General features: G+C 60.6%; 17 protein-coding genes. 11 read left to right on the plus strand and 6 right to left on the minus strand.

Annotated elements, in window-relative coordinates; genetic code table 11:
- Positions 1 to 9: 9 nt before the first annotated feature.
- Complete coding sequence (locus GTP23_RS12130; RefSeq protein ID WP_161035350.1) at positions 10 to 2,412, minus strand: catalase; 2,403 nt, start codon at positions 2,410 to 2,412, stop codon at positions 10 to 12.
- A gap of 218 nt (positions 2,413 to 2,630) precedes the next feature.
- On the opposite strand from GTP23_RS12130, the gene GTP23_RS12135 reads away from it, so the two are divergent.
- Positions 2,631 to 4,601 carry a peptidase U32 family protein gene (locus GTP23_RS12135; protein WP_161035351.1) on the plus strand — a complete coding sequence of 657 codons (1,971 nt, stop codon included), beginning with the start codon at positions 2,631 to 2,633 and terminating at the stop codon, positions 4,599 to 4,601.
- A gap of 73 nt (positions 4,602 to 4,674) precedes the next feature.
- Here GTP23_RS12135 and GTP23_RS12140 read toward each other — a convergent pair whose 3' ends face one another.
- From GTP23_RS12140 to GTP23_RS12155, 4 genes are all read right to left on the minus strand, one after another.
- Positions 4,675 to 5,058 (minus strand): translational machinery protein, encoded by a 384-nt coding sequence (locus tag GTP23_RS12140; protein WP_161035352.1) that lies wholly within the window; start codon positions 5,056 to 5,058, stop codon positions 4,675 to 4,677.
- Positions 5,059 to 5,254: 196 nt separating this feature from the next.
- Positions 5,255 to 6,256: an HD-GYP domain-containing protein gene (locus GTP23_RS12145; RefSeq protein ID WP_161035353.1), complete on the minus strand. Its 1,002-nt coding sequence runs from the start codon at positions 6,254 to 6,256 to the stop codon at positions 5,255 to 5,257.
- A complete protein-coding gene (locus GTP23_RS12150; RefSeq protein WP_229256054.1) occupies positions 6,256 to 8,907 on the minus strand; it encodes a PAS domain S-box protein in 2,652 nt (883 codons plus the stop codon). The genes GTP23_RS12145 and GTP23_RS12150 overlap by 1 nt, the downstream gene beginning before the upstream one ends.
- 131 nt (positions 8,908 to 9,038) lie before the next feature.
- Entirely contained in the window at positions 9,039 to 9,869 is an 831-nt protein-coding gene (locus GTP23_RS12155) for a ferritin-like domain-containing protein (RefSeq protein ID WP_161035355.1), read from the minus strand.
- A gap of 141 nt (positions 9,870 to 10,010) precedes the next feature.
- Between GTP23_RS12155 and GTP23_RS12160 the strand changes: the two genes are divergently transcribed.
- The 8 genes from GTP23_RS12160 (at position 10,011) to GTP23_RS12195 (ending at position 17,449) form a co-directional block, all read left to right on the plus strand.
- Positions 10,011 to 11,261 carry a serine hydrolase domain-containing protein gene (locus GTP23_RS12160; RefSeq protein WP_229256055.1) on the plus strand — a complete coding sequence of 417 codons (1,251 nt, stop codon included), beginning with the start codon at positions 10,011 to 10,013 and terminating at the stop codon, positions 11,259 to 11,261.
- A gap of 146 nt (positions 11,262 to 11,407) precedes the next feature.
- Entirely contained in the window at positions 11,408 to 11,929 is a 522-nt protein-coding gene (locus GTP23_RS12165) for a PRC-barrel domain-containing protein (RefSeq protein ID WP_161035357.1), read from the plus strand.
- A gap of 198 nt (positions 11,930 to 12,127) precedes the next feature.
- Complete coding sequence (locus GTP23_RS12170) at positions 12,128 to 13,558, plus strand: circularly permuted type 2 ATP-grasp protein (RefSeq protein WP_161035358.1); 1,431 nt, start codon at positions 12,128 to 12,130, stop codon at positions 13,556 to 13,558.
- A 9-nt stretch (positions 13,559 to 13,567) separates the two neighbouring features.
- The gene (locus tag GTP23_RS12175) at positions 13,568 to 14,518 is read left to right on the plus strand and encodes an alpha-E domain-containing protein (protein ID WP_161035359.1); all 951 of its coding nucleotides are present in this window, start codon (positions 13,568 to 13,570) and stop codon (positions 14,516 to 14,518) included.
- 14 nt (positions 14,519 to 14,532) lie between these two features.
- On the plus strand, positions 14,533 to 15,336 hold the full coding sequence (locus tag GTP23_RS12180) for a transglutaminase family protein (RefSeq protein ID WP_161035360.1): 804 nt from the start codon (positions 14,533 to 14,535) through the stop codon (positions 15,334 to 15,336).
- Positions 15,337 to 15,378: 42 nt separating this feature from the next.
- Positions 15,379 to 16,254 (plus strand): proteasome-type protease, encoded by an 876-nt coding sequence (locus tag GTP23_RS12185; protein ID WP_161035361.1) that lies wholly within the window; start codon positions 15,379 to 15,381, stop codon positions 16,252 to 16,254.
- Between the two features lie 64 nt (positions 16,255 to 16,318).
- Positions 16,319 to 16,696 carry an Hpt domain-containing protein gene (locus GTP23_RS12190; protein ID WP_161035362.1) on the plus strand — a complete coding sequence of 126 codons (378 nt, stop codon included), beginning with the start codon at positions 16,319 to 16,321 and terminating at the stop codon, positions 16,694 to 16,696.
- A 339-nt stretch (positions 16,697 to 17,035) separates the two neighbouring features.
- Entirely contained in the window at positions 17,036 to 17,449 is a 414-nt protein-coding gene (locus tag GTP23_RS12195; protein ID WP_161035363.1) for an SEL1-like repeat protein, read from the plus strand.
- Between the two features lie 22 nt (positions 17,450 to 17,471).
- On the opposite strand, the gene GTP23_RS12200 is transcribed toward GTP23_RS12195, so the two are convergent.
- Positions 17,472 to 18,989, minus strand: coding sequence for a TIGR03013 family XrtA/PEP-CTERM system glycosyltransferase (locus GTP23_RS12200; protein WP_202412151.1), 1,518 nt, complete (start codon positions 18,987 to 18,989; stop codon positions 17,472 to 17,474).
- A 245-nt stretch (positions 18,990 to 19,234) separates the two neighbouring features.
- Here GTP23_RS12200 and nadB point away from each other — a divergent pair, with 245 nt between their 5' ends.
- Both nadB and GTP23_RS12210 read left to right on the plus strand, forming a co-directional pair.
- Positions 19,235 to 20,845, plus strand: coding sequence for an L-aspartate oxidase (nadB, locus tag GTP23_RS12205; RefSeq protein ID WP_161035365.1), 1,611 nt, complete (start codon positions 19,235 to 19,237; stop codon positions 20,843 to 20,845).
- A gap of 35 nt (positions 20,846 to 20,880) precedes the next feature.
- Complete coding sequence (locus GTP23_RS12210) at positions 20,881 to 21,411, plus strand: GNAT family N-acetyltransferase (RefSeq protein WP_161035366.1); 531 nt, start codon at positions 20,881 to 20,883, stop codon at positions 21,409 to 21,411.
- The last annotated feature ends 2 nt before the right edge of the window (positions 21,412 to 21,413 follow it).

Consider the following 21,413-nt stretch of genomic DNA (forward strand, 5'->3'; position numbering starts at 1 on the left):
GAAATGTCGTCAACCTTCTCTGGCATAACTGCGCGGGCGGGCCAGCAATGCGATGAAAGCTGCCAGACCGCTATCGAATTGCGACGCTTCGGACAGTATCACGTCGTCCGTCAAGGACTGCGGCTGTGTTGTTGCCGCTAACGCCAGAGCGTGCAGCAGATCGCGGCCGCTGCCCCAGGCATAGATGGGCTTGCAGTGACGGTACTGATCACGCAAAAATTCGGCCAGCCTTTGCTCGTTATCGCGCGCGTCGAACTGCAGCCCGTCCGGAAGTACCACTGCGTCAAAATAGACGGCAGGCCCTGCTTCAAAAGAAATCTCCGCGTCCAGAGTGTCGCCATCCGCGCCGGCATAGCGCCCCAATCTGGCGGCGACCAGTCTGGGTAGCGCGCCTTCAGCACGCAGGCGCGCGTAGGTGATCTGAACCGCACCTGCTGTTACGCCGGCGCCGATGATAATCGCTACTTTGCGTGCCAATATGCCCGTGGTGCCCGGGCGCGCCATTAGCGACAAGGCTGGGGATGGCGCATACTCCGGCATGTCCGTCAGGCCGCTGACGGGAGCTGGTGGCGGCATCACCATGCCCAGCCCGTCGGCTATCGCCGCAGCTAACCCGATGCTGACGTTGGCCAGATTGGCGAGCACACGTTGGCGGACAGCGGGCGTCTGCACTTTGCTCAGTTCGAAACGGAAGGCATTGATGATATGCCGCTGTTCGGCGCTAGTCTGACTCAGATAAAACATGCGGGCCTGACCATAATGCTCGGCAAATTTGAGCGGTTTTCCGCGCAGTTTTTCGCCACTGACAGTGGCGGGATACGAGGCATAGCCCAGATGGCCGGCCTGATGCGGACAGCCGCCGCCCAGCGAATTCGGCTCATAGTTCACACGTCCGCGGTGTATGGTCTGGCGATGCATGCCGTCGCGCTGGTTGTTATGGAGCGGATTGATAGGACGGTTGATAGGAATTTCATGAAAGTTTGCGCCGCCCAGCCGCGAAATCTGAGTGTCTACATAAGAATGGATGCGCCCCTGTAGCAAGGGATCGTTGCTGAAATCTATGCCGGGGATGACGTGTGCCGCACAGAAGGCCACCTGTTCGGTCTCGGCAAAGAAATTGTCGGGATTGCGGTGCAGCGTCATGCGCCCTACCGGCCGCACTGGCACTAGCTCTTCCGGTATGAGCTTGGTGGCATCCAGCACATCGAAGTCAAAAGCTTCCGCTTCTGTTTCAGTGAAGATTTGCAGGCCTAGTTCCCATTGAGGATAAGCGCCCTGCTCTATGGACTCCCATAGGTCGCGTCGATGGAAATCGGGGTCTGCTCCCATCAGTTTCAGGGCTTCGTCCCAGACCAAAGCATGAGTGCCGGCCACGGGATTCCAATGGAATTTGCAGAAAACGGCATCGCCTTTCCCGTTAATCAGGCGGAAGGTGTGCACACCAAAGCCCTGCATGGTGCGGTAACTGCGTGGTATGGCGCGGTCGGACATTTGCCACAGCAGCATGTGGGTGGACTCCGGCATCAGCGAGACAAAGTCCCAGTAGTTGTCATGGGCGCTAGACGCTTGCGGCATGGCGTGGTGAGGTTCTGGCTTCACGGCGTGCACCAGATCGGGAAATTTGATGGCGTCCTGTATAAAGAAGACAGGTATATTGTTGCCTACCAGATCCCAGATGCCATCATCCGTGTAAAACTTGACGGCAAAGCCGCGCACATCGCGCGCCGTATCGGCCGAGCCGCGCTCGCCTGCCACGGTAGAAAAGCGCACAAACACAGGCGTTACCTTACCCGCCTGCCTGAACGGTGCAGCTATTGTGATATCTCCTAGGTCATCGTAGGCTTCGAAAAAACCGTGTGCTGCGGAGCCGCGCGCATGTACTACGCGCTCGGGTATGCGTTCATGATCGAAATGGGTGATTTTTTCGCGCAATAGAAAATCTTCCAGCAGTGCCGGTCCGCGCAAGCCTGCTTTAAGACTGTTCTGGTTATCGCCGACGGCAACGCCCTGATTGCTGCTCAGGGCCTGTTCACCGCCATCCGCACGGCTCTGGTCGAGCGAGCCGATAATACGGTTGACGCCTTGCGCCGGAGTGTCGCCCAGCTTGGCTGATGTAGCTGGCTCGGTAGCCGTACTGGCCACCGCCAACACATCCTCCGGCAGATGCATCTCACCCGTTTGCGGATGCCGGGCGGCATCGCCATATTCGCCGGGCTTGCTGTTATTGGTCGTGCACTGGGCGGCCAGCTTCTGATTGCTGGTTGCACGGCGCAAGGCCAATTGCTCTTGCGCACTATTACTGCCACTATCCTGAGGCGGGTTGCCAGTCGAAGGGCCGGAGACGGTGCTCAGCAGCGAGCTCGCACCGGTCACCTTGTCATTATTGCTATCGTTGCTATTGTTTGCTGGCATGGTCGGGCTCCATGATGGAAGGCTGGAGGGTGGCGGCCCAAAGATATTTCGCGGCCGGGTAATGACCTCATCTTCAACCGATAAGACTGGGGGCAGAATAGGACTGCAGATCATTATTCTGTAGGCATACCACCCGCCAGTCCCTATTGCGTAGGGGAGCGAGACGGAAGTCCTTGATTTCGTTATAATTCCGCCCTTATCTAGGAAGGAATCACGCCATGTCGCTACTGGCTCATCAGCTCGAACTCCTGTCGCCCGCCAAAACTGCCGAGATAGGCCGCGAAGCCATCCTGCATGGTGCCGATGCGGTCTATATCGGTGGCCCGGCTTTCGGTGCGCGCCACAATGCCAGCAACACCATCGAGGAAATCTCGGCACTGGTGCAATTTGCTCACCGCTACCGTTCGCGCATCTTCGTCACGCTCAATACCATCCTGCATGATGCCGAGCTGGACGCGGCACGCAAGCAGATCTGGCAGCTGTACGAAGCTGGCGTCGATGCGCTGATCGTGCAGGACATGGGTCTGCTGGAGATGGATCTGCCGCCTATCCAGCTGCATGCCAGTACCCAGTGCGATATCCGTACGCTGGAAAAGGCCAAATTCCTTGGCGATGTGGGCTTTTCCCAGCTGGTGCTGGCGCGCGAACTGACGGTCGAACAGATACGCCAGATACACGCGGCGGTCGATACGCCGCTCGAATACTTCGTCCACGGCGCATTGTGTGTTGCCTTTTCGGGCCAGTGCTACATTTCGCACGCCGACACGGGCCGCAGCGCCAACCGCGGCGACTGTTCGCAAGCCTGCCGTCTGCCTTACACCCTGAGCGACAGCAAGGGCCGCGTAGTGGCTTACGAAAAGCATTTGCTGTCGATGAAGGACAATGACCAGAGCCGCAATCTGGAAGCGCTGGTGGATGCCGGCGTCCGCTCGTTCAAGATCGAGGGCCGCTACAAGGACATGGGCTATGTGAAAAACATCACGGCCCACTACCGTCTGCTGCTGGACGAACTGCTGGAGCGCCGTCCTGAGTTCAGCCGTGCCGCCAGCGGTCACACGGAGATACTGTTCACGCCCGATATCGACAAAAACTTCCACCGCGGCCACACGGACTATTTCGCCAACGGCCGACAGGACGACATCGGTGCTTTCGATTCGCCCAAATATGTGGGCGTGGAGCTGGGTACAGTAACCAAGCTGGGCACCGACCATTTCGACATGCTGACCAATGCCGCCATGGCCAATGGCGACGGCCTGAACTACATGCACAAGCGCGAGACCTGCGGTATCCAGGCCAACGTCGTGAAGAAGCTGGGCGAGAACGAGGATGGCCAGCTGTGGCGCGTGTTCACCAACGAGGCGATCAGCGCCCTGCCCGGCCTCAAGGTCGGCCTGTCCATCAACCGCAACCGTGACCACCAGTGGGAAGCGACGCTCAACAAGAAGTCGGCAGAGCGCAAAGTGGGCCTGCAACTGACGCTGAGCGAACAGCCTGGCGGGCTGAGCCTGTCGCTGCGCGATGAGGACGGACTGAGCAGCGTCACTACGGCCCAGCTGGAATTGCAGACGGCCCAGAATGCCGATCAGGCCGAGGCCTCGCTGCGCGCCAGTCTCGGCAAACTGGGCAATACCATGTTCGCACCGCTCGGCATCGAACTGCAGCTATCGCAGCCATGGTTCGTGCCGGCAGCGGCCATCAATGCCCTGCGCCGCGACGCCATCGAAGCGCATGAAGCGCTGCGGCTGGCGGCGTGGGAGCGGCCACAGCGCAAACCGGCGGCACAACCGCCTGCCGTATATCCGGACACCCAGCTCAGCTATCTGGCCAATGTGTATAACGAAAAAGCCCGCGCCTTCTATCACAAGCATGGCGTGCAGCTGATTGCGGCAGCCTATGAGGCACACGAAGAAGCCGGCGAAGTGCCGCTGATGATTACCAAGCACTGCCTGCGTTTCTCGTTCAACCTTTGCCCCAAACAGGCCAAAGGTGTACAGGGTGTGCAGGGTCAGGTACGGGCCGAGCCGATGACGCTGGTCAGCGGTGACGAAACCTACACGCTGCGCTTCGATTGCAAACCGTGCGAAATGCATGTGGTGGGCGCGATGAAGCCGGGCATACTGAAGTCGGCGCCACCGTCGAATATTCCGTACAGTCCTATCACTTTCCACCGTCAGCGTCCGAACAGCTGATACAAAAACGGCGCCCAGTTCACACCGGGCGCCGTTTTCTTTTGCCGGGCCGGCATGGCCGGCGCCTGCATGCTTAACGCATCATGTCGGCTTTGAGGAAGTATTTGCGGGCGTATTTCAGCAGCTGGCCATCGCTAGGATGGTCGGCGCTTTCCACGCTCATAACGCACTCGGCGACGGCTGGATGGGCACGCAGCATGTACTTCATCAGCTCCAGTTTTTCGTGGCCAGGGCCAACGATCAGGATTTCGGTGCTGCCGCTCAGGGCCTGGGCCACGTCGTCAAAATATTGCTTGTTTTCCGGCGCCCGGCCCGAGCCGGTCGAGCCCGATTTGCCGTGCAGGTGCGGATGCTTCGAGTGAGTTTTAATGACTTCGCTGTCGGCGGCTTCAGCATTGAAATGGATAACGTGTGCTTCGGTATGATCGATCCACGCGACAACATGATTGAAAGACATAAACGACTCCATAGAATTTAAACGTGGTGCCTGTAAGTCGCCGCAAAGCACCTGCGTTTCGATATTTTTCTTGTGGCAACGATTAAAGTCTAGTGAAGTTAACTCGCAGAATCTTTGATGTAAATCAATCAGTCGTGTGACAGTTCTGTTCGCTTGTAGGTGCTTGAATTTGCCCTGAAACCCGCACTGCAGCCTGTCAGGCCGCCGGTTCTCTCGCTTGCGTTTGCTCGGCCCAGTCGGCCCGTATCCTTATCAGTTCCGGTAATGCATGCTCAAAGGCATCAACCATTTGCGGATCGAAATGCAGGCCTTTGCCGGCCCGGATGAAGTCGCAGGTGTCGCTCAGGCTCCACGCTGCTTTATACGGGCGCTGCATGGTCAGGGCATCGAACACATCGGCCACGGCCACCAGCCGTGCTGCTTCGGGAATGGCCGTGCCAGCCAGTCCGTGGGGATAACCTGTGCCATCCCAGCGCTCGTGGTGCGATAGCGCGACATCGCGTGCCATGGCGAAGATTTCACCGTTGCCGCTCTGCAGTATCTGCGCGCCGATTTCCGTATGGCGCTTCATCACTTCCCATTCGTCGGGCGTGAGCGTGCGCGGCGCCTTGAGGATGGCGCTGGGCACGCCGATCTTGCCGGTGTCATGCAAGGGCGCGGCCAGCTCCAGCTGTTCGACTCTTTCGCTCGCCCAGCCCAGCGTGCTCGCCAGCGTGCAGGCATAGGCGGCCATGCGCCAGATGTGGGCGCCCGTATCGTTATCGTTGTAGTGGCCTGCTTCGCCCAGCATGTATACCGCTTCACGCCGGGCGCGGGCGACATCGTTCAGGTGCACCAGTGACAGATGGGTGGCCACGCGGCGCAGCAGTATGGGCACGGAGATCGGCTTTTGCACATAGTCGACTGCGCCCGCATCGAAGCCGCGCGCCTCGTCTTCCGTGGCCGTCATGGCGGTGAGGAAGATCACGGGAATGTGGCTGACCCGCGCATCGGCCTTGAGGCGGCGGCAGACTTCGTAGCCATCCAGGCCCGGCATCATGATGTCGAGCAGGATCAGGTCGGGCTGTATGCGGCTAGCCAGTTCCAGCCCTTTGGCACCGTTGTTGGCAAACACCAGACGATATTTATCCCGCATCACCTGCAGCAGCAGGTTGAGGTTGTTGGGCTCGTCGTCTATGGCCAGGATGATTTTCTGCATCAGGCTTGCCCTTGCCGGTTGAGGATCAGGCTGTCGGCCAGAGCGATGGCCTGATCGAAGTCGAAATGCTGTACCGCGACCACCATGGGCTGTACCGCCGCGCTGCCCAGCAGCACTTCCAGCTGTGTAAGCAGGCTGCGCACGTCGTCGGGGTTGGCGCTCTCCAGTCCGCCCCGCAGGGCTTGCAGCAGTTGCGGAACTTCTGCCTGCTGCGCGGGCGGGGCTGCTGCCGCAGTGTTAGTGGCGGGTGTGCTGCTGCGGGTCAGCTCGACCAGTGGTAGCAGCTGGCCGAACTCGTGCTGCAGTTCCAGCGCAGACTGGCGCGCCTGCAGCAGATCATCGGCCTTGATGGCAACATCGATCGTGCTGGCCAGCCTGGCGATGGCGGCTAGCTGAAGGTTGGCCGCCACGCCTTTCAATGCATGGGCCATGCGGCGGCCCAGTTCCGGCGTCGTATCGAGCTGCTGGGCGATACGCTGGCCATCAGCGCCGTGGGCCGTACAGAACTCTTCCAGCGCCAGACGGTACACCTGGGCGTCGCCCCACAGGCGCAGGGCACGCGGCAGCTGGATCAGGGGCGCCAGTGGGGCCAGCGCTGCGGGTATATCCGCCGCTGCATCGGCGGCCAGGGTGGGATTGAAGCGGCCACGGCCTGCTGGCACCAGGGTCTCCATCTGCTGCAGGATTTCCGCCAGATCGATGGGCTTGCCCAGCACGGCATCCATGCCCGCTTCGCGGCAACGCCGGTGGTCTTCCGGCAGCACGCTGGCTGTCAGCGCAATAATCGGCAGATAGGTGGCGTCGGACGGGCGCATCATGCGGATGGCACGGGTGGCTTCCAGTCCGTCCATGTCCGGCATCATCACATCCATCAGCACCACATCGAAATCGTCCTTGAGACAGGCATCGACGGCGCCATGCCCGCTGTCCTGCCAGATCACCTCGTGACCCAGCTGGCTGAGGCGCAGCATCACCAGTCTGGCATTGGTGGCGATGTCTTCGGCCAGCAAGATGCGGAAGGCGCGCGGCGCGCGCGCGCTCAGCTCATAGTCGTCGGCCGGCAGCAGCACAGGTGTGGCAGTGCTGTGCACGGCTGGCAGGGGCAGCGTGAAATGGAAGGTCGAGCCGGCGCCATAGCTGCTTTCAGCCCAGATTTTGCCGTGCATAAGCTCGACCAGATTGCGGCAAATGGTGGTCCCCAGCCCGGTGCCGCCAAAACGCCGCGTAGTGCTCACATCAGCCTGAGTGAACAACTCGAACACCCGTTCCAGCTGTTCCTCCGTCATGCCTATGCCGGTGTCGCGTACGGCGAAATGGATCTGGCCATCGTCCAACGCCTTCAGCTGCAGGGTAATACTGCCGGCGTGGGTGAATTTGATGGCGTTGCCCACCAGGTTAAGCAATATCTGGCGGATACGGGTGGGGTCGCCCAGACAGATGGCGGGCACGTTGGGGGCCACCTCGACCAGCAATGCCAGTTGCTTGTGGCGCGCTTCCTGATCGAGCAGCCTGAGTACATCGCGCAGCAGGCGCGTCAGGCTGAACGGCAAGCGTTCCAGTTCCGTCTTGCCGCCTTCGATCTTGGAGTAGTCGAGGATATCGTTGATGATGCCGAGCAGGTCTTTGGCCGACTGGTGTACCGTCCGCACATGCTCGCGTGCCGTGCCGGCGACGCTGGCGTCGGCCAGCACCAGTTCCGAGAAGCCTATGATGGCGTTCATGGGCGTGCGGATTTCATGGCTCATATTGGCCAGAAAACTGGCTTTGGCACGCATGGCCGCTTCCGCCTGGTCCTTGGCATGGCGCAGATCTTCTTCGATGGTGCGCTGGGCCGTAATGTCGGTGATGAAGGCGACGAAATATGGCTGGTCCGGCGCCAGCCGGGTGTGGCCCAGTGCTATCGATACGGGAAAGGTTTCACCATTGCGGCGGCGCGCGCGCACTTCGCGGCTGACCCCGATGGAGCGGTAGCGCACGGCCGTATCAGCCTGACGGAAATACTGCTGGTGAGCTTGGGCTTCAAGTTCGGGCAGCAGGCAGGCAACGCTGTTGCCGTGAATTTCGCTGTGGCTCCAGCCAAACATTTCTTCAGCGGCAGGATTGAAGACGTCGATGCGCCCTTCCCCATCGGTGGTAATGATAGCATTGGCCGCCGTCTGCACTATTGCCGACAGCTCGCCCGTGGTGGTGCTGATCTGCCTTTGCAACTGGGTGCGGTAGGCACGCAGTTCGTCTTCGGCGCGGCGCTTTTCCGTAATGTCGCGGGCGATCTTGGAGGCCCCGATAATCTCGCCCTGCTCGTTCAGAATGGGCGAGACAGTGACGGAGACGGCAATCTGGATGCCGTTCTTGCACACCCTCAAGGTTTCGAAATGCGCGACCTGGACGCCCTGGCTGATCTGGCGCAGGATGGCCTGTTCTTCACTGAGCCGGTCCGCTGGCAGCAGTAGCTGGATGGACTGGCCTATCATCTCTGCGGCCGTATAGCCGAAGATGCGCTCGGCCGCAGGATTCCAGCTAGTAACGATGCCGTCTAGCGTTTTGGTAATGATGGCATCGCTGGAGGATGCCACCAGAGATGCCAGCAGTTCGCGGCTATGCGCGTTGATTTCATGTTGCCATGTAGGTGTACATGTGCTGGTGACGGCCATAAGGTAGGTGAAGAACAGTAGCTTATGTACTAACTCTACCTTTTTTGCGCGAACAAATTATCACCAATTGTCACAAACGAAAGCTGTCCCGGTGCTCTGGTTGCGAATCAGACACAAGCCGGGGGCCCGCTTTACTGGCGGCTACCTGCTGCGCTGAGTGCCTGCAGCTCTTCTTCGCTAAAGCCGGCGCGCAGGCGGGCTTCGATATTGAAGGGCCCGCGCGGTGTGGGCGCACGATAACGCTGGGCCAGCTCGGCATAAGTGGCGGGCAGTGCCAGTCCGCGCTGCTGGCATTCATGGGAGAACCAGCGGTTACCGATTTCCACATGGCCCACTTCGTCGCGCAGGATAATGTCGAGGATGGCAGCTGCAGCCTGATCGCCCGCCTGCGCCAGTTTGGCCCGCAGTGGCGGAATAGCGTCCAGCCCGCGTGCTTCCAGCGTACGCGGCACCAGCGCCATGCGCGCCATCACATCGTCACGCGTGCGGTCGACCATTTCCCACAGACTGTCATGGGCGGAAAAGTCGCCATAGGCATAACCCAGCTGCTGCAGATGGCCGGACAGCATATGGAAGTGGCTAGCCTCTTCATCCGCCACGCGCAGCCAGTCGACATAGTATTCGGCCGGCATGGCAGCGAAGCGCCACAGCGCATCGAGCGCCAGATTGATGGCATTGAATTCGATATGGCTGAGCGCATGGATCAGCATGGCACGTCCTTCGTTGCTGGCCATGGAGCGCCGCCCGACTGCCAGCGGCGGCACCAGTTCCGGCCGCACAGGCCGGCCCGGGATGGCGCCCCGGCTCACCAGTCCGGCCTGCTGGTCTAGCTGCAAACTGCCGGCCTGCCATGCCGCCTTCATGGCGTGGACGGCCGCCACTTTGCTGGCTGGATCGGCCAGCAGCAGGCAGGCCAGCGCGGACTGGCGTAATTCGGTGGGCTGGGAAGCTGGAGCGGACATGACGATACGGTGCACGGAAAAGGCCGCAGTGTACCATCCGCCCGGCGGTTTGCTTGGCAGCGGGCAGCGGGCCACAGTATGCTAAGGCTTTTGTCTGTGCGGGGATGGCCGATGTCGCGTGTGCTCAGTGGTTTGCTTGCTATGTTGTGGATGTCGCTGGCACATGGCCAGCATGCAGCGCTGGACCGCGAGCTGGCGGCGGTGGCGCACGACCCTGCCCTGCCGCTGGCCAGTCTGTCGGTGCTGGCGGTGCGCGCCGGACAGGTGGACTACAGCTTCCAGAGCGGCACGCGCCAGCTCGATCAGCCCGCGACCAGCGTGGGGCCGGATACGCTCTACCGGATTGCTTCCATCTCGAAAATGGTCACGGCCATGGGTGTAATGAAGCTGATCGAACAGCATAAACTTGATCTCGATACGGATGTTTCGCAGTATCTGGGCTACCCCTTGCGCAACCCGGCCTTCCCCGGGCAGGTGATTACGCTGCGTATGCTGCTCAGCCATACTTCCAGCCTGCGCGATGGCGCCGGCTATTACTGGGCCGGCGAGCACCCTATCGGCACTGAACTGACCCGGGGCGATCCGTCCATGTGGAGCAGCACGGCGGCGCCGGGGCAGTTTTTTACCTACGCCAACCTGAACTGGGGCGTGATCGGTACACTGATGGAAGCTGTGACGGGCGAACGCTTCGATCTGCTGATGCAGCGCCTGCTGTTACAGCCCATGGGCATCAGCGGCGGCTATTTCCCGCCCGCTTTCAGCGATGCCGAACTCGCCAGACTGGCAACGCTATACCGCAAGCGCAGCACTGGCACGGAAATCTGGGACAGCACAGGACCCTGGATAGCGCAGGCGGACGACTACCGCGCCGCCCGCCCGCACAGCACGGTTCCGGCCAGTTATCGGCCGGGCCAGAACGCCACCCTGTTCAGTCCTACCGGCGGCCTGCGCATTTCCGCCCTTGGACTGGGCCAGCTGATGCAGATGCTGCTCCAGCAGGGCCAGTATCAGGGCCGCACCATATTGCAGCCGGACAGCATACGGCTGATGTTCAGCCAGCAGTGGCTGTATGACGGCCGGAACGGCGACACCGAGCAGGGCCAGTACGGCAGCTGGGGGCTGGGCAGCCAGCGCTTTGGCCAGCTCGCCGACGGACGCGACCGGCTGGTAGAAGATGCTGGCTTCCATGCAGTGGGCCATCTGGGCGAAGCCTATGGCCTGCTTTCCACCTTTGCCGTCGATTTTGAACGGGGCATAGGCATGGTCGTGCTGATCGGCGGGCTGGGACGCGATCCGGCTCTGTATCCGGGCCAGTACTCGGCACTGACGCGCAGCGAGGAAAGAATCCTGACGGCGCTGTACCGCCATGTCACACGGCGCGACGCGCCCTGAGTACGGGCCTTAGGTTCGCCGGTAACTCATCCCATTCCTACAAAGATGTGGGCCGCGCACTGATACCTGCGCGCCTAGGCTTGCTCCATGATGAGTCGTATCCCGTCGCCTGATGAACGGGCCATTACAACCACCTGGAGAACAACATGAGCTACCTAGACCGCGATACTTATGGCATTTATAGCGACACGGCAGATGACAGCGGCCCAGGCCCGCGCCTGATGGGGGCCGATACGCTGATCGGTGAAGACGTGTACAACCGGCAGGATGAAGATCTGGGCGACATCAAGGAAATCATGCTCGATATGCGGCAGGGTCAGGTGGCCTATGCCGTGCTGTCCTTCGGCGGCTGGCTGGGCATGGGCGACAAACTGTTTGCCGTGCCATGGCAGGCGCTGCAGCTCGATACCTTGAACAAGCGCTTCCTGCTGGACGTCTCGAAAGAGCACCTGAAAAATGCGCCGGGCTTTGACAAGGACCACTGGCCCGATATGGCCAGCACCGAGTTCAGCACGGAAATCCACAGCTTCTATCATACCCAGCAGAATCTGGGTGGCGCCCGCACCGCCAGCGGCAGCGTCATGGGCAGTGGCAGTAGCAGCCTGCAAAGCGATCCCGGCTACAGCGGCAGTTCGGAAAGCGGCTCTGGCCGCAGCGGCAATCTGTAAGTCCCTCCTCTCGGCCCGGCGCCGGCCACTGCACCAAGATGTAGCGGTGCAGTGCCGGCGCCGGCAGTTCTCCCTGCCCTGCCATGGCGGCTAGCCTGCTAATGGCTAGCTGCGCACCCAGGCTCTGCACCAACATCGGGCATTCCCACTGGCACGCTTCTTGATACTGAAGAAGCGTACTCATCTGGGACGTTCGATATGGCAAAATTCTTCAATGAAATGACCACAGACGGTCTGGCGCATGATGCAAGCGCCGAGGTTAGGGAGCACTATCGCGAATTCTGCGGCTGGCTGCAGCGCCAGTCCAGCGATACCATAGAACGCAAACGGGCCGAAGCGGACCTGACTTTCCGCCGAGTGGGCATCACCTTCGCCGTGTATGGCGATGATGCCGGCACCGAGCGGCTGATCCCTTTCGATACCATTCCCCGCATCATCCCGGCCCATGAATGGCAGCAGCTGCAGGCCGGACTGGTGCAGCGGGTGCAGGCGCTGAATATGTTCATCCATGACATCTACCATGAGCAGAACATCATCCGCGCCGGCATCATCCCGGCCCAGCAGATCTACCAGAACGCCCAGTACCGCCCCGAAATGCAGGGAATTAATGTCGCTTCCGACATCTATGCGCATATCGCCGGCGTCGATATCGTGCGCGCCGGCCAGGGCGAATTCTATGTGCTCGAAGATAATCTGCGCGTGCCCTCCGGTGTGTCCTATATGCTGGAAGACCGCAAGATGATGATGCGGCTATTCCCCGAGCTGTTTGCCCGCAACCGCATTGCCCCGGTCGATCACTACCCTGACCTGCTGCTCGACAACCTGCGCTCGGTCGCGCCCATGGGCATCAACGATCCGACGGTGGTGGTGATGACGCCCGGCATGTACAACTCGGCCTATTTCGAACATGCTTTCCTGGCCCAGCAGATGGGGGTGGAACTGGTCGAGGGCAAAGACCTGTTCGTCAGCGATAACACCGTGTATATGCGCACGACGCGCGGCCCCAAGCGCGTGGACGTGATCTATCGCCGGCTCGACGACGATTTCCTCGACCCTCTGGCCTTCCGGCCCGACTCCTCGCTGGGCGTGCCGGGTTTGCTGTCGGTCTACCGCGCCGGACGGGTCACGCTGGCCAATGCCATCGGCACCGGTGTCGCCGACGACAAATCCATCTATCCCTATGTGCCGGACATGATCAAGTTCTACCTGTCCGAGCAACCGATACTCAACAACGTGCCGACCTACCAGTGCCGCAAGCCGGAAGACCTGGCCTACACGCTGGCCAAGCTGCCCGAACTGGTGGTGAAGGAAGTACACGGCGCCGGTGGCTACGGCATGCTGGTGGGCCCCGCTTCGACCAGAGAGCAGATCGAAGAGTTCCGCCAGCGCCTGCTGGCGCGGCCCGAGGGCTATATCGCCCAGCCCACGCTGGCACTGTCGGCCTGCCCGACCTATGTGGAGAACGGCATTGCGCCACGGCATATCGACCTGCGGCCGTTTGTATTGTCGGGCAAGAATATCGCCATGGTGCCGGGCGGGCTGACCCGCGTCGCGCTGCAGGAAGGCTCGCTGGTGGTGAATTCCTCGCAAGGGGGCGGCACCAAGGATACCTGGGTACTGGAACGCTAAGGAGAGACTATGTTAAGCCGCACTGCCGATCATTTATTCTGGATGGCCCGTTACACCGAGCGCGCCGAAAATACTGCCCGCATGCTCGATGTGAATGTGCAGACCTCCATGCTGCCCCAGTCGGAAGCCGAGACGGCGCAAGGCTGGCGCGCCATGCTGGGCATCTCCGAGCTACAGCAGGCTTTCGACCAGAAATACCGTACGCTGGAAGGACGCGCCGTGATCGATTTCATGGTGCGCGATCCGGCCAATCCCTCGTCCATCGTGGCCAGCCTGACGGAGGCACGCGAGAACGCACGCGCCGTGCGCGGCACGCTCACCACGGAAGTCTGGGAAATCCAGAACCAGACCTGGCTCGATATGCAGCAGCATCTGAAAGGCGAACTGCTGGAGACTGATCCCAGCAAGTTCTTCGAATGGGTGAAATATCGCTCGCACCTGTCGCGCGGGGTCACGGTCGGCACCATGCTGCGCGACGAAGCGGTGCACTTCATCCGGCTGGGTACCTTCCTCGAGCGGGCCGATAATACGGCCCGTATCCTCGACGTAAAATTCCATGGCGGCGCTGCCGAACCGGCCGGCGATGCCATGACCCAGCGCGACTTCTACTACTGGGGCGCGCTGCTGCGCTCGGTATCGGGCTTTGAAATCTACCGCAAGGTCTACCGCGATGTGATTACGCCGGCCCGTATCGCCGAGCTGCTGATGCTGCGCAGCGATATGCCGCGCTCGCTGCTAGCCTGTATGGATGAAGTGCTGCTCAATCTGCGTGCCGTGCATAACGAGGTGTCGGCCGATACGGAACGCTACGCTGGCCGGCTGCACGCCCAGCTACAGTTCGGCAAGATCGAAGATCTGCTGGCTGCAGGTCTGCATGACGCGCTGACCACCTTCCTCTCCGACATTAACGAACTGGGCAACCGGATCAGCCGCGACTTCCTCGTGCCGCTGGCGGCCTAAGCTGGAGCAATACCATGCACCTGACCATACGGCACGAGACTGTGTATAGCTACAGCTCGCCGCTGGCCTACACCATACAGCAGCTACACCTGACGCCACGCAGCGATCCGCAGCAGCGCGTGCTGGGGTGGGAGCTGAACCTGCCCGGCGCCGTGCATGCCTACACGGATGCCTATGCCAATCCCTCGCATATGATGACGCTGGATAGCCCGCACACGCGCTTGCAGATTGTTGCGGGCGGGGTGGTGGAAACCAGCATGCCGCCGCGTGGCCGCATCAGTACCAGTGAATCCTTGTCGCCGCTGGTGTACACCGTGCCTACCCGTCTGACCGAGGCGGGGCCTGAAATACTGGCGCTGGCCCATGCATGTCTGGCGCCGGGCAAGGCCAGCACGGCCAGCCTGCTGCAGTTAAGCGAGCGCATCTTGTACGGAGTGCGCTACCAGACCGGCGCTACCGGTGTGGCTAGTACCGCCACCCAGGCCCTGCAACTGGGACAGGGCGTGTGTCAGGATCATGCCCATGTGTTCATTGCCTGCTGCCATGCGTTAGGCATACCGGCACGCTATGTCTCGGGCTATATCGATCCGGAAAATACCGGCCATGCGGCCAGCCATGCGTGGGTCGATGGCTGGGTCGAGGACGGCGATTACACGGGCTGGGTCAGCATTGATGTGACCCACGCGCGCCTGATGACGGACGCTTACTGCCGCCTGGCAGTGGGACGCGATTATGACGGTGCTGCGCCGATCCGCGGTGTGCGCCGTGGCGGCGGGCTGGAGTCCATGCAGGTGCAGGTACAGATCGTGCCACAGTAGTCGGGGTAGAATGATGTTCCTTCAAACAAATGGTTGCTTACGATGACGTACTGTGTGGGCATGCGCCTGAATGCCGGGCTGGTCTTTCTTTCTGATTCGCGCACCAATGCAGGTGTAGATCAGGTCGGCACTTTCCGCAAAATGAGCGTGTTCGAGCTGCCCGGTGATCGTACGATGGTGATGATGACCTCGGGGAATCTGTCGATATCCCAGTCGATACGCCAGCTGATCGCCGACAGCCAGCGGGAGGATGGACGCAGCATCTGGAATGTGGCGAGCATGCACGAAGCAGCCCGCATCGTCGGTGATGCCGTACGTCAGGTGCATGCGCGCGAAGCTCAGGCTTTGTCCGAGTTCGGCATCGATTTCAATGTCAGCATTATTTTTGGCGGGCAGATAGGCAACGAACGCTGCCGCCTGTTCCAGATTTATTCGGCCGGCAACTTCATCGAAGCGCATGACGAGAATACCTACTTCCAGATCGGCGAAGCCAAATATGGCAAGCCGATTATCGATCGCGTGGTAGGCCCTGCCACCAGCCTCGATGATGCGGCCAAATGTGCCCTGATCTCGATGGACTCCACGCTACGTTCGAATGTCTCGGTAGGCTTGCCGCTCGATCTGCTGGTGTATGAATCAGGCGCACTGGCGGTTACCCATTTCGTTACCATCGACGAACGCAACCAGTATTTCCAGATGATACGCAACACCTGGGGCGATCAGCTCAAGCGGGTCTTCGAGGGACTGGAAAACCCCGTCTGGGATGCGGCAGCGGAAAGCACCGCCCACGTGCTGCATAGTGCCACCACCACTAGCCAGCCCGTGCGCGTCAGCCCGCCGGCGGGGTTCGGTGCCCCGGCTGGCAGCCGCACGCCATTGCAGACACTGACCCAGCAGTTTCATGATGGACAACAATAATCCGGCACGCTGACGGCGCAAAGGCTATTATTAGCGTCACATCTAATCTACTCTGGAGCGTTGCATGTCGGAAGTAAGCATATTCTCGGTCGATACCCTGCTCAAGTACATGGGTAACGATGACAAGGCGCGCGCCATGGTCGGCAAGATCGTGGCCGATGCTTGCGCGCCTGGTATGCAGCCATTGCTACTGGCCGGCACGGCTATCCGTGAAGGCCGCCTGACCGACGCCGGTAAAATGCTGCATACCTTGCGCGGTGCCATAGGCACACTGGGGGCCAAGCGACTGGTCTCTGCCTCGCTGGAACTGGAGCAGGCTTTGCTGGGCCAGCATACTGAGCAGATCCCTACTTTGTTTGCCAGTGTCGATGCGGAGTACCGCCTGGTACTGCATGCGGCCGAGAACTGGCTACGCCAGAACGCGCCCGAGCAGATGCGCTAATTATTGCCAAGCCCTCAATATTCTTAAAAGATAGTGATTGCTGCGGCGCGGCGCAAGCCTCTGCGCTGCAGCAACTTTTATGAATTAACGAATGGTTACAATTGTTACTCCCGTTACGATTGTATCAACCGGACAGACTATGGCTTCGTGCTAACATTCTTCCCGACTGATGTTGTCCCGCTCTGGACGCTCTCCGGGCCGCCGTCGTCTGATTCATCAGTTCAAAAATATCGTACACAGCAAGCCTTGCCTTGTAGGCAATTTACTGTGGTGCAAGTATAATGGTGCAGTGCGTCGTGATGACCCCTAATCCCAGTGTTAATCACAGTTTGGAACTTTATGGAATTATTCAATAAGTCAGGTGTGCTGATTTCATCTTTGCTGGTGATGGTAGGTGCACTGATCGCCTGTCAGGCCAAGGAAGATGCAATCCCGCCATCGACAGTTATTGAAGCTGCCGCCATGCAGCTGGGTACACAGGGCCACAGCGCCGCAGAACGTCGCCTGCGCGAGTGGGCGGATCTGGGATCTCCCGTGGCCCAGCGCGAACTGGCATTGCGTTATCTGAGCAATCCAGCCAAGCGTAATGAGGCACGTCAATTATTTGAACGGGCAGCCGGTGCCGGCGATGCCCAGGCAGTGGTCAATCTGGCTGGCTTGTACCAGTCCAACGGTTTACCCGCCAGCAATTCGTCTATCGCTGCGGGTCGCGCCATCAAGGACGTGACCAATGCCAGCTATCTGCCGCACTGACAGCGTCCTTCTGCCCACCGCTTCAGCTGTGCGGCTGCGTCTTTAGATACCAGAATAGCGTTTGCTGCAGGCCACGCTGCAAATCATGGGTGGGCCGGTAACCCAGTAGCTCCATGGCTTTGCTGATGTCTGCATGGGAATGGCGTACATCGCCAGCACGGAAATCGCGGAATTCCGGCTGCGCGTCTGCGCTGATGCGGGTCTGGTCTTTCAGCAGATACGCGAGCTGCCGGTAGAGTTCTATCAAGCTGGTTCTCTGCCCCACTGCAATATTGAAGACCTGGCCAAGGGCACTGGCACGCTCGCTTACGGCGGCCAGCAGATTGGAAAGTGCATCTTCCATGCTGGCGCCGTAGCGGTAGCGCACTTGTGCCAGCCCCGTTATGCCGGGCTTGATGCTATGCCTGACGTTGTAATACTCGGTCAGGTCGTTCAGGTGATTGACGAAATAGGCACGCTCGGGACGGGGGCCGACGAAGCTCATTTCGCCTTTCAGTACGTTCAGCATCTGCGGCAATTCGTCGATGCGCAGGCGCCGCAGCCAGTAGCCTACGCGCGTGATGCGCGGATCGTTTTCCAGCGCCCAGCGCGGCTGCCCGTCGCGTTCGGCATCCAGCCGCATGCTACGGAACTTCAGTACACGGAATGGCCGGTTGTTGCGCCCTATGCGTTCCTGCTGATAGAACACAGTGCCGCCATCTTCCAGCCAGATCGCCATGGCGGCCAGCGCCATCACGGGCGCCGCAAGCAGGCCTATCAGCGCGCTGGCGCACAGGTCGACGCCGCGCTTGATCATGGCCCGGAACAGATTCTGTTTGAAGCCGCCGCCAAAGATCAGGTAGCTTGGTTGCAGCGCGTCCAGCCTGATCTGGCAGGCTTCCCGTTCGAAAAAGGTCGCCGCGTCGGTAACGGGCACGCCACCCAGCGCACAATCGAGTAGCTGATGCACGGGCAGCCCGCCGCCGCGCCGGTCCCCCACGGAGACGATGATTTCGTCGGCACCGTGGCGACGGGCCAGTGCCAGCAGCGACGGTTCGGCCGGCAGCAGCATGGCGCCGGGCACACAGCTATCTTCTCCCTGCACCGGTACAAAGCCCAGCACCTTGAACGGATGAAAACCTATGCCGGCAGCCGCCAGCTCCATGCACTCGCGCGCCGTCGTGCCCTGCCCTACGACAATCAGGCGCTGCTCAAGCAGACGCGACTGGGCCGAGGTAAATACCAGCAGCCGAGCGCCAAGCACAGCCAGTCCGCCCAGCAGAAACACAGCGGCGCCCGGATGCCCCAGATAAGAGCGTGGCAGCAGACTAGTCAGCAGATTCTGCAGACAGAAGGCCAGCACCAGTGCCGGCAGTATGCGCAACAAGGTACTACGCATGTCGGCGCGGGTCTGGCTATGCTGATACATGCCCAGCGAGCCCATGCTGAGCACCATGACTAGCGAGAATATCAATGCCACCCCGTAGACTTGCTGGGGCAGCAGATGCCGGCCCGCTAACCACCAGGGCGAACTCAGTACAGCCGCAAGCAATAAAGCCATCAGCTCCAGCAAGAGTAGCAAAAAGGCAATTTTGGAGACGTAGTGGTGGAATATCCGGATCACGATGCCCTCCCCGAATCGGGCTGCACGATGCTACCGATGATGAGCGTGTGGTGTTTTCAGACTTTGAGCGGCCACAATTGACTCTGCTGTCGGCAGAAATCCGCGCAAGAATGGGCAGGGATATGACAGCCGCATGACAAATGGTCTATAGTCATGGGTCTTTACTGTACTCAAGCGGAATCATGAAATTTGATGTTGCAATTGTCGGCAGTGGATTGGCCGGCCTGTCAGTCGCCTTGCATCTGGCGGAAACGCGTACTGTCGCGATTATTTCCAAGCGTACCCTGCAGGACGGGGCCAGTAACTGGGCACAGGGCGGGATTGCTGCCGTGCTGGATTCGGGCGACAGCCACAAACAGCATATCGATGACACGCTGGTGGCCGGCGGCGGCCTGTGCGACGAAGGCGCTACCCGTTTCATCGTCGAGCACGGCCGCGAAGCCATCGAATGGCTGATCGGACAGGGCGTGCCGTTCACCCGCGACGATACGGCGGAACTCGGCTTCCACCTGACCCGCGAGGGCGGCCATAGCCAGCGGCGCATCATCCATGCCGCTGATGCCACCGGCCATGCCGTGCAGGTTACTCTGGAAGAGAAGGTGCGCGCCCATCCGAATATCACGCTGTTCGAACACCATTGCGCCATCGACCTGATTACCTCGGATAAGCTGCATCCCGTCAAAAAGAGCAGCCAGCCCAAATGTTATGGCCTGTATGTGCAGGACGAAAAAACGGGGCAGGTCCTGACTTTCGCCGCCGAGCATACTGTGATGGCTACCGGCGGCGCCGGTAAAGTCTATCTGTACACCACCAATCCCGATACGGCCAGCGGCGACGGCATCGCCATGGCCTGGCGCGCCGGCTGCCGCGTGTCGAACATGGAATTCATCCAGTTCCACCCGACCTGTCTGTACCATCCCTATGCCAAGTCCTTCCTCATCACGGAAGCCATACGCGGCGAAGGCGGCTTGCTGAAGCTGCCGCCGGAAGCGGGTGCATCGGCCGGCAAGCGTTTCATGCTGGCCCACGACGAACGGGCCGAACTGGCACCGCGTGATGTCGTAGCACGCGCCATCGACTTCGAAATCAAGAAGCGCGGGCTGGACTATGTGCACCTCGATATCAGCCACAAACCGGCCGACTTCCTGATCGAGCACTTCCCGACCATCTATGCGCGCTGCATGGAGCTGGGCATCGATATCACCAAAGAACCCATCCCCATCGTGCCGGCGGCCCACTACACCTGCGGCGGCGTAGTGACCGACCTGTATGGCCGTACCGACCTGCCCGGCCTGTACGCCGTGGGCGAAACGGCCTGCACGGGCCTGCATGGCGCCAACCGTCTGGCCAGCAACTCGCTGCTCGAATGCGTGGTGATTGGCCGTGCCTGCGCCACCGATATCGCTGGCAAGGAAAAAGGCGAAGTACCCTACCTGCCGGACTGGGATGAAAGCCGTGTGACGGATGCCGACGAGGAAGTGGTCATCGCCCACAACTGGGACGAACTGCGCCGCTTCATGTGGAACTACGTGGGCATTGTGCGCACCACCAAGCGGCTGGAAAGAGCGCAGCACCGCATCGCCCTGCTCAAGGAAGAAATCGACGAGTACTACCAGAACTTCCGCATCACCCACGACTTGCTGGAGTTGCGTAATCTGGTCGATGTGGCCAGCCTGATCGTCAACAGCGCTTTGCAGCGGCATGAAAGCCGTGGGCTGCACTTCAGCCGCGACTATCCGGAAACGCTGCCGAAAGCTCTGCCCAGCATACTGACGCCTAATCGACGCAAATAAGCGCCGCAAATTAGCGCGACCATAAAAGGTTCTGCATGATAGTCCTGCGTACTGCCGTAGCGACCGATATCCCCGCGATGGAAGCGCTGATTACCCGCTCGGGCATAGAACTGAGCGAGGGTTTCTATACGCCCGCGCAGGCGCAGGCTATCACCCAGCATGTGTTCGGGGTAGATACCCAGCTGGTGGCCGACCAGACCTATTTCGTCATCGAGGAAGCCGGCCAGTTGCTGGCCTGTGGCGGCTGGAGCAAACGCGCCACCCTATTTGGCGCCGACCGCACCAAGCTGGGCGCCGATCCCCTGCTCGATCCTGTCACCCAGCCGGCCCGCATACGGGCGTTTTTCGTCCACCCGCAGGCCGCACGGCGGGGGCTGGGACGGCAATTGCTGGAACACTGCAGCGCAGCCGCTGCGGCAGGCGGCTTCCGCCGGCTGGAGCTGGCTGCCACCCTGCCCGGCGTACCGCTGTACCAGGCCTGCGGATTCAGTGAAATTGAGACCTTCGAAATTCCCCTGCCCGGCCCGATCAAAGTCGGGCTGGTGCGGATGGGGAAAGATATCTGACC

The organism is Duganella fentianensis (assembly GCF_009857835.1).
GTDB lineage: Bacteria > Pseudomonadota > Gammaproteobacteria > Burkholderiales > Burkholderiaceae_D > Rugamonas > Rugamonas fentianensis.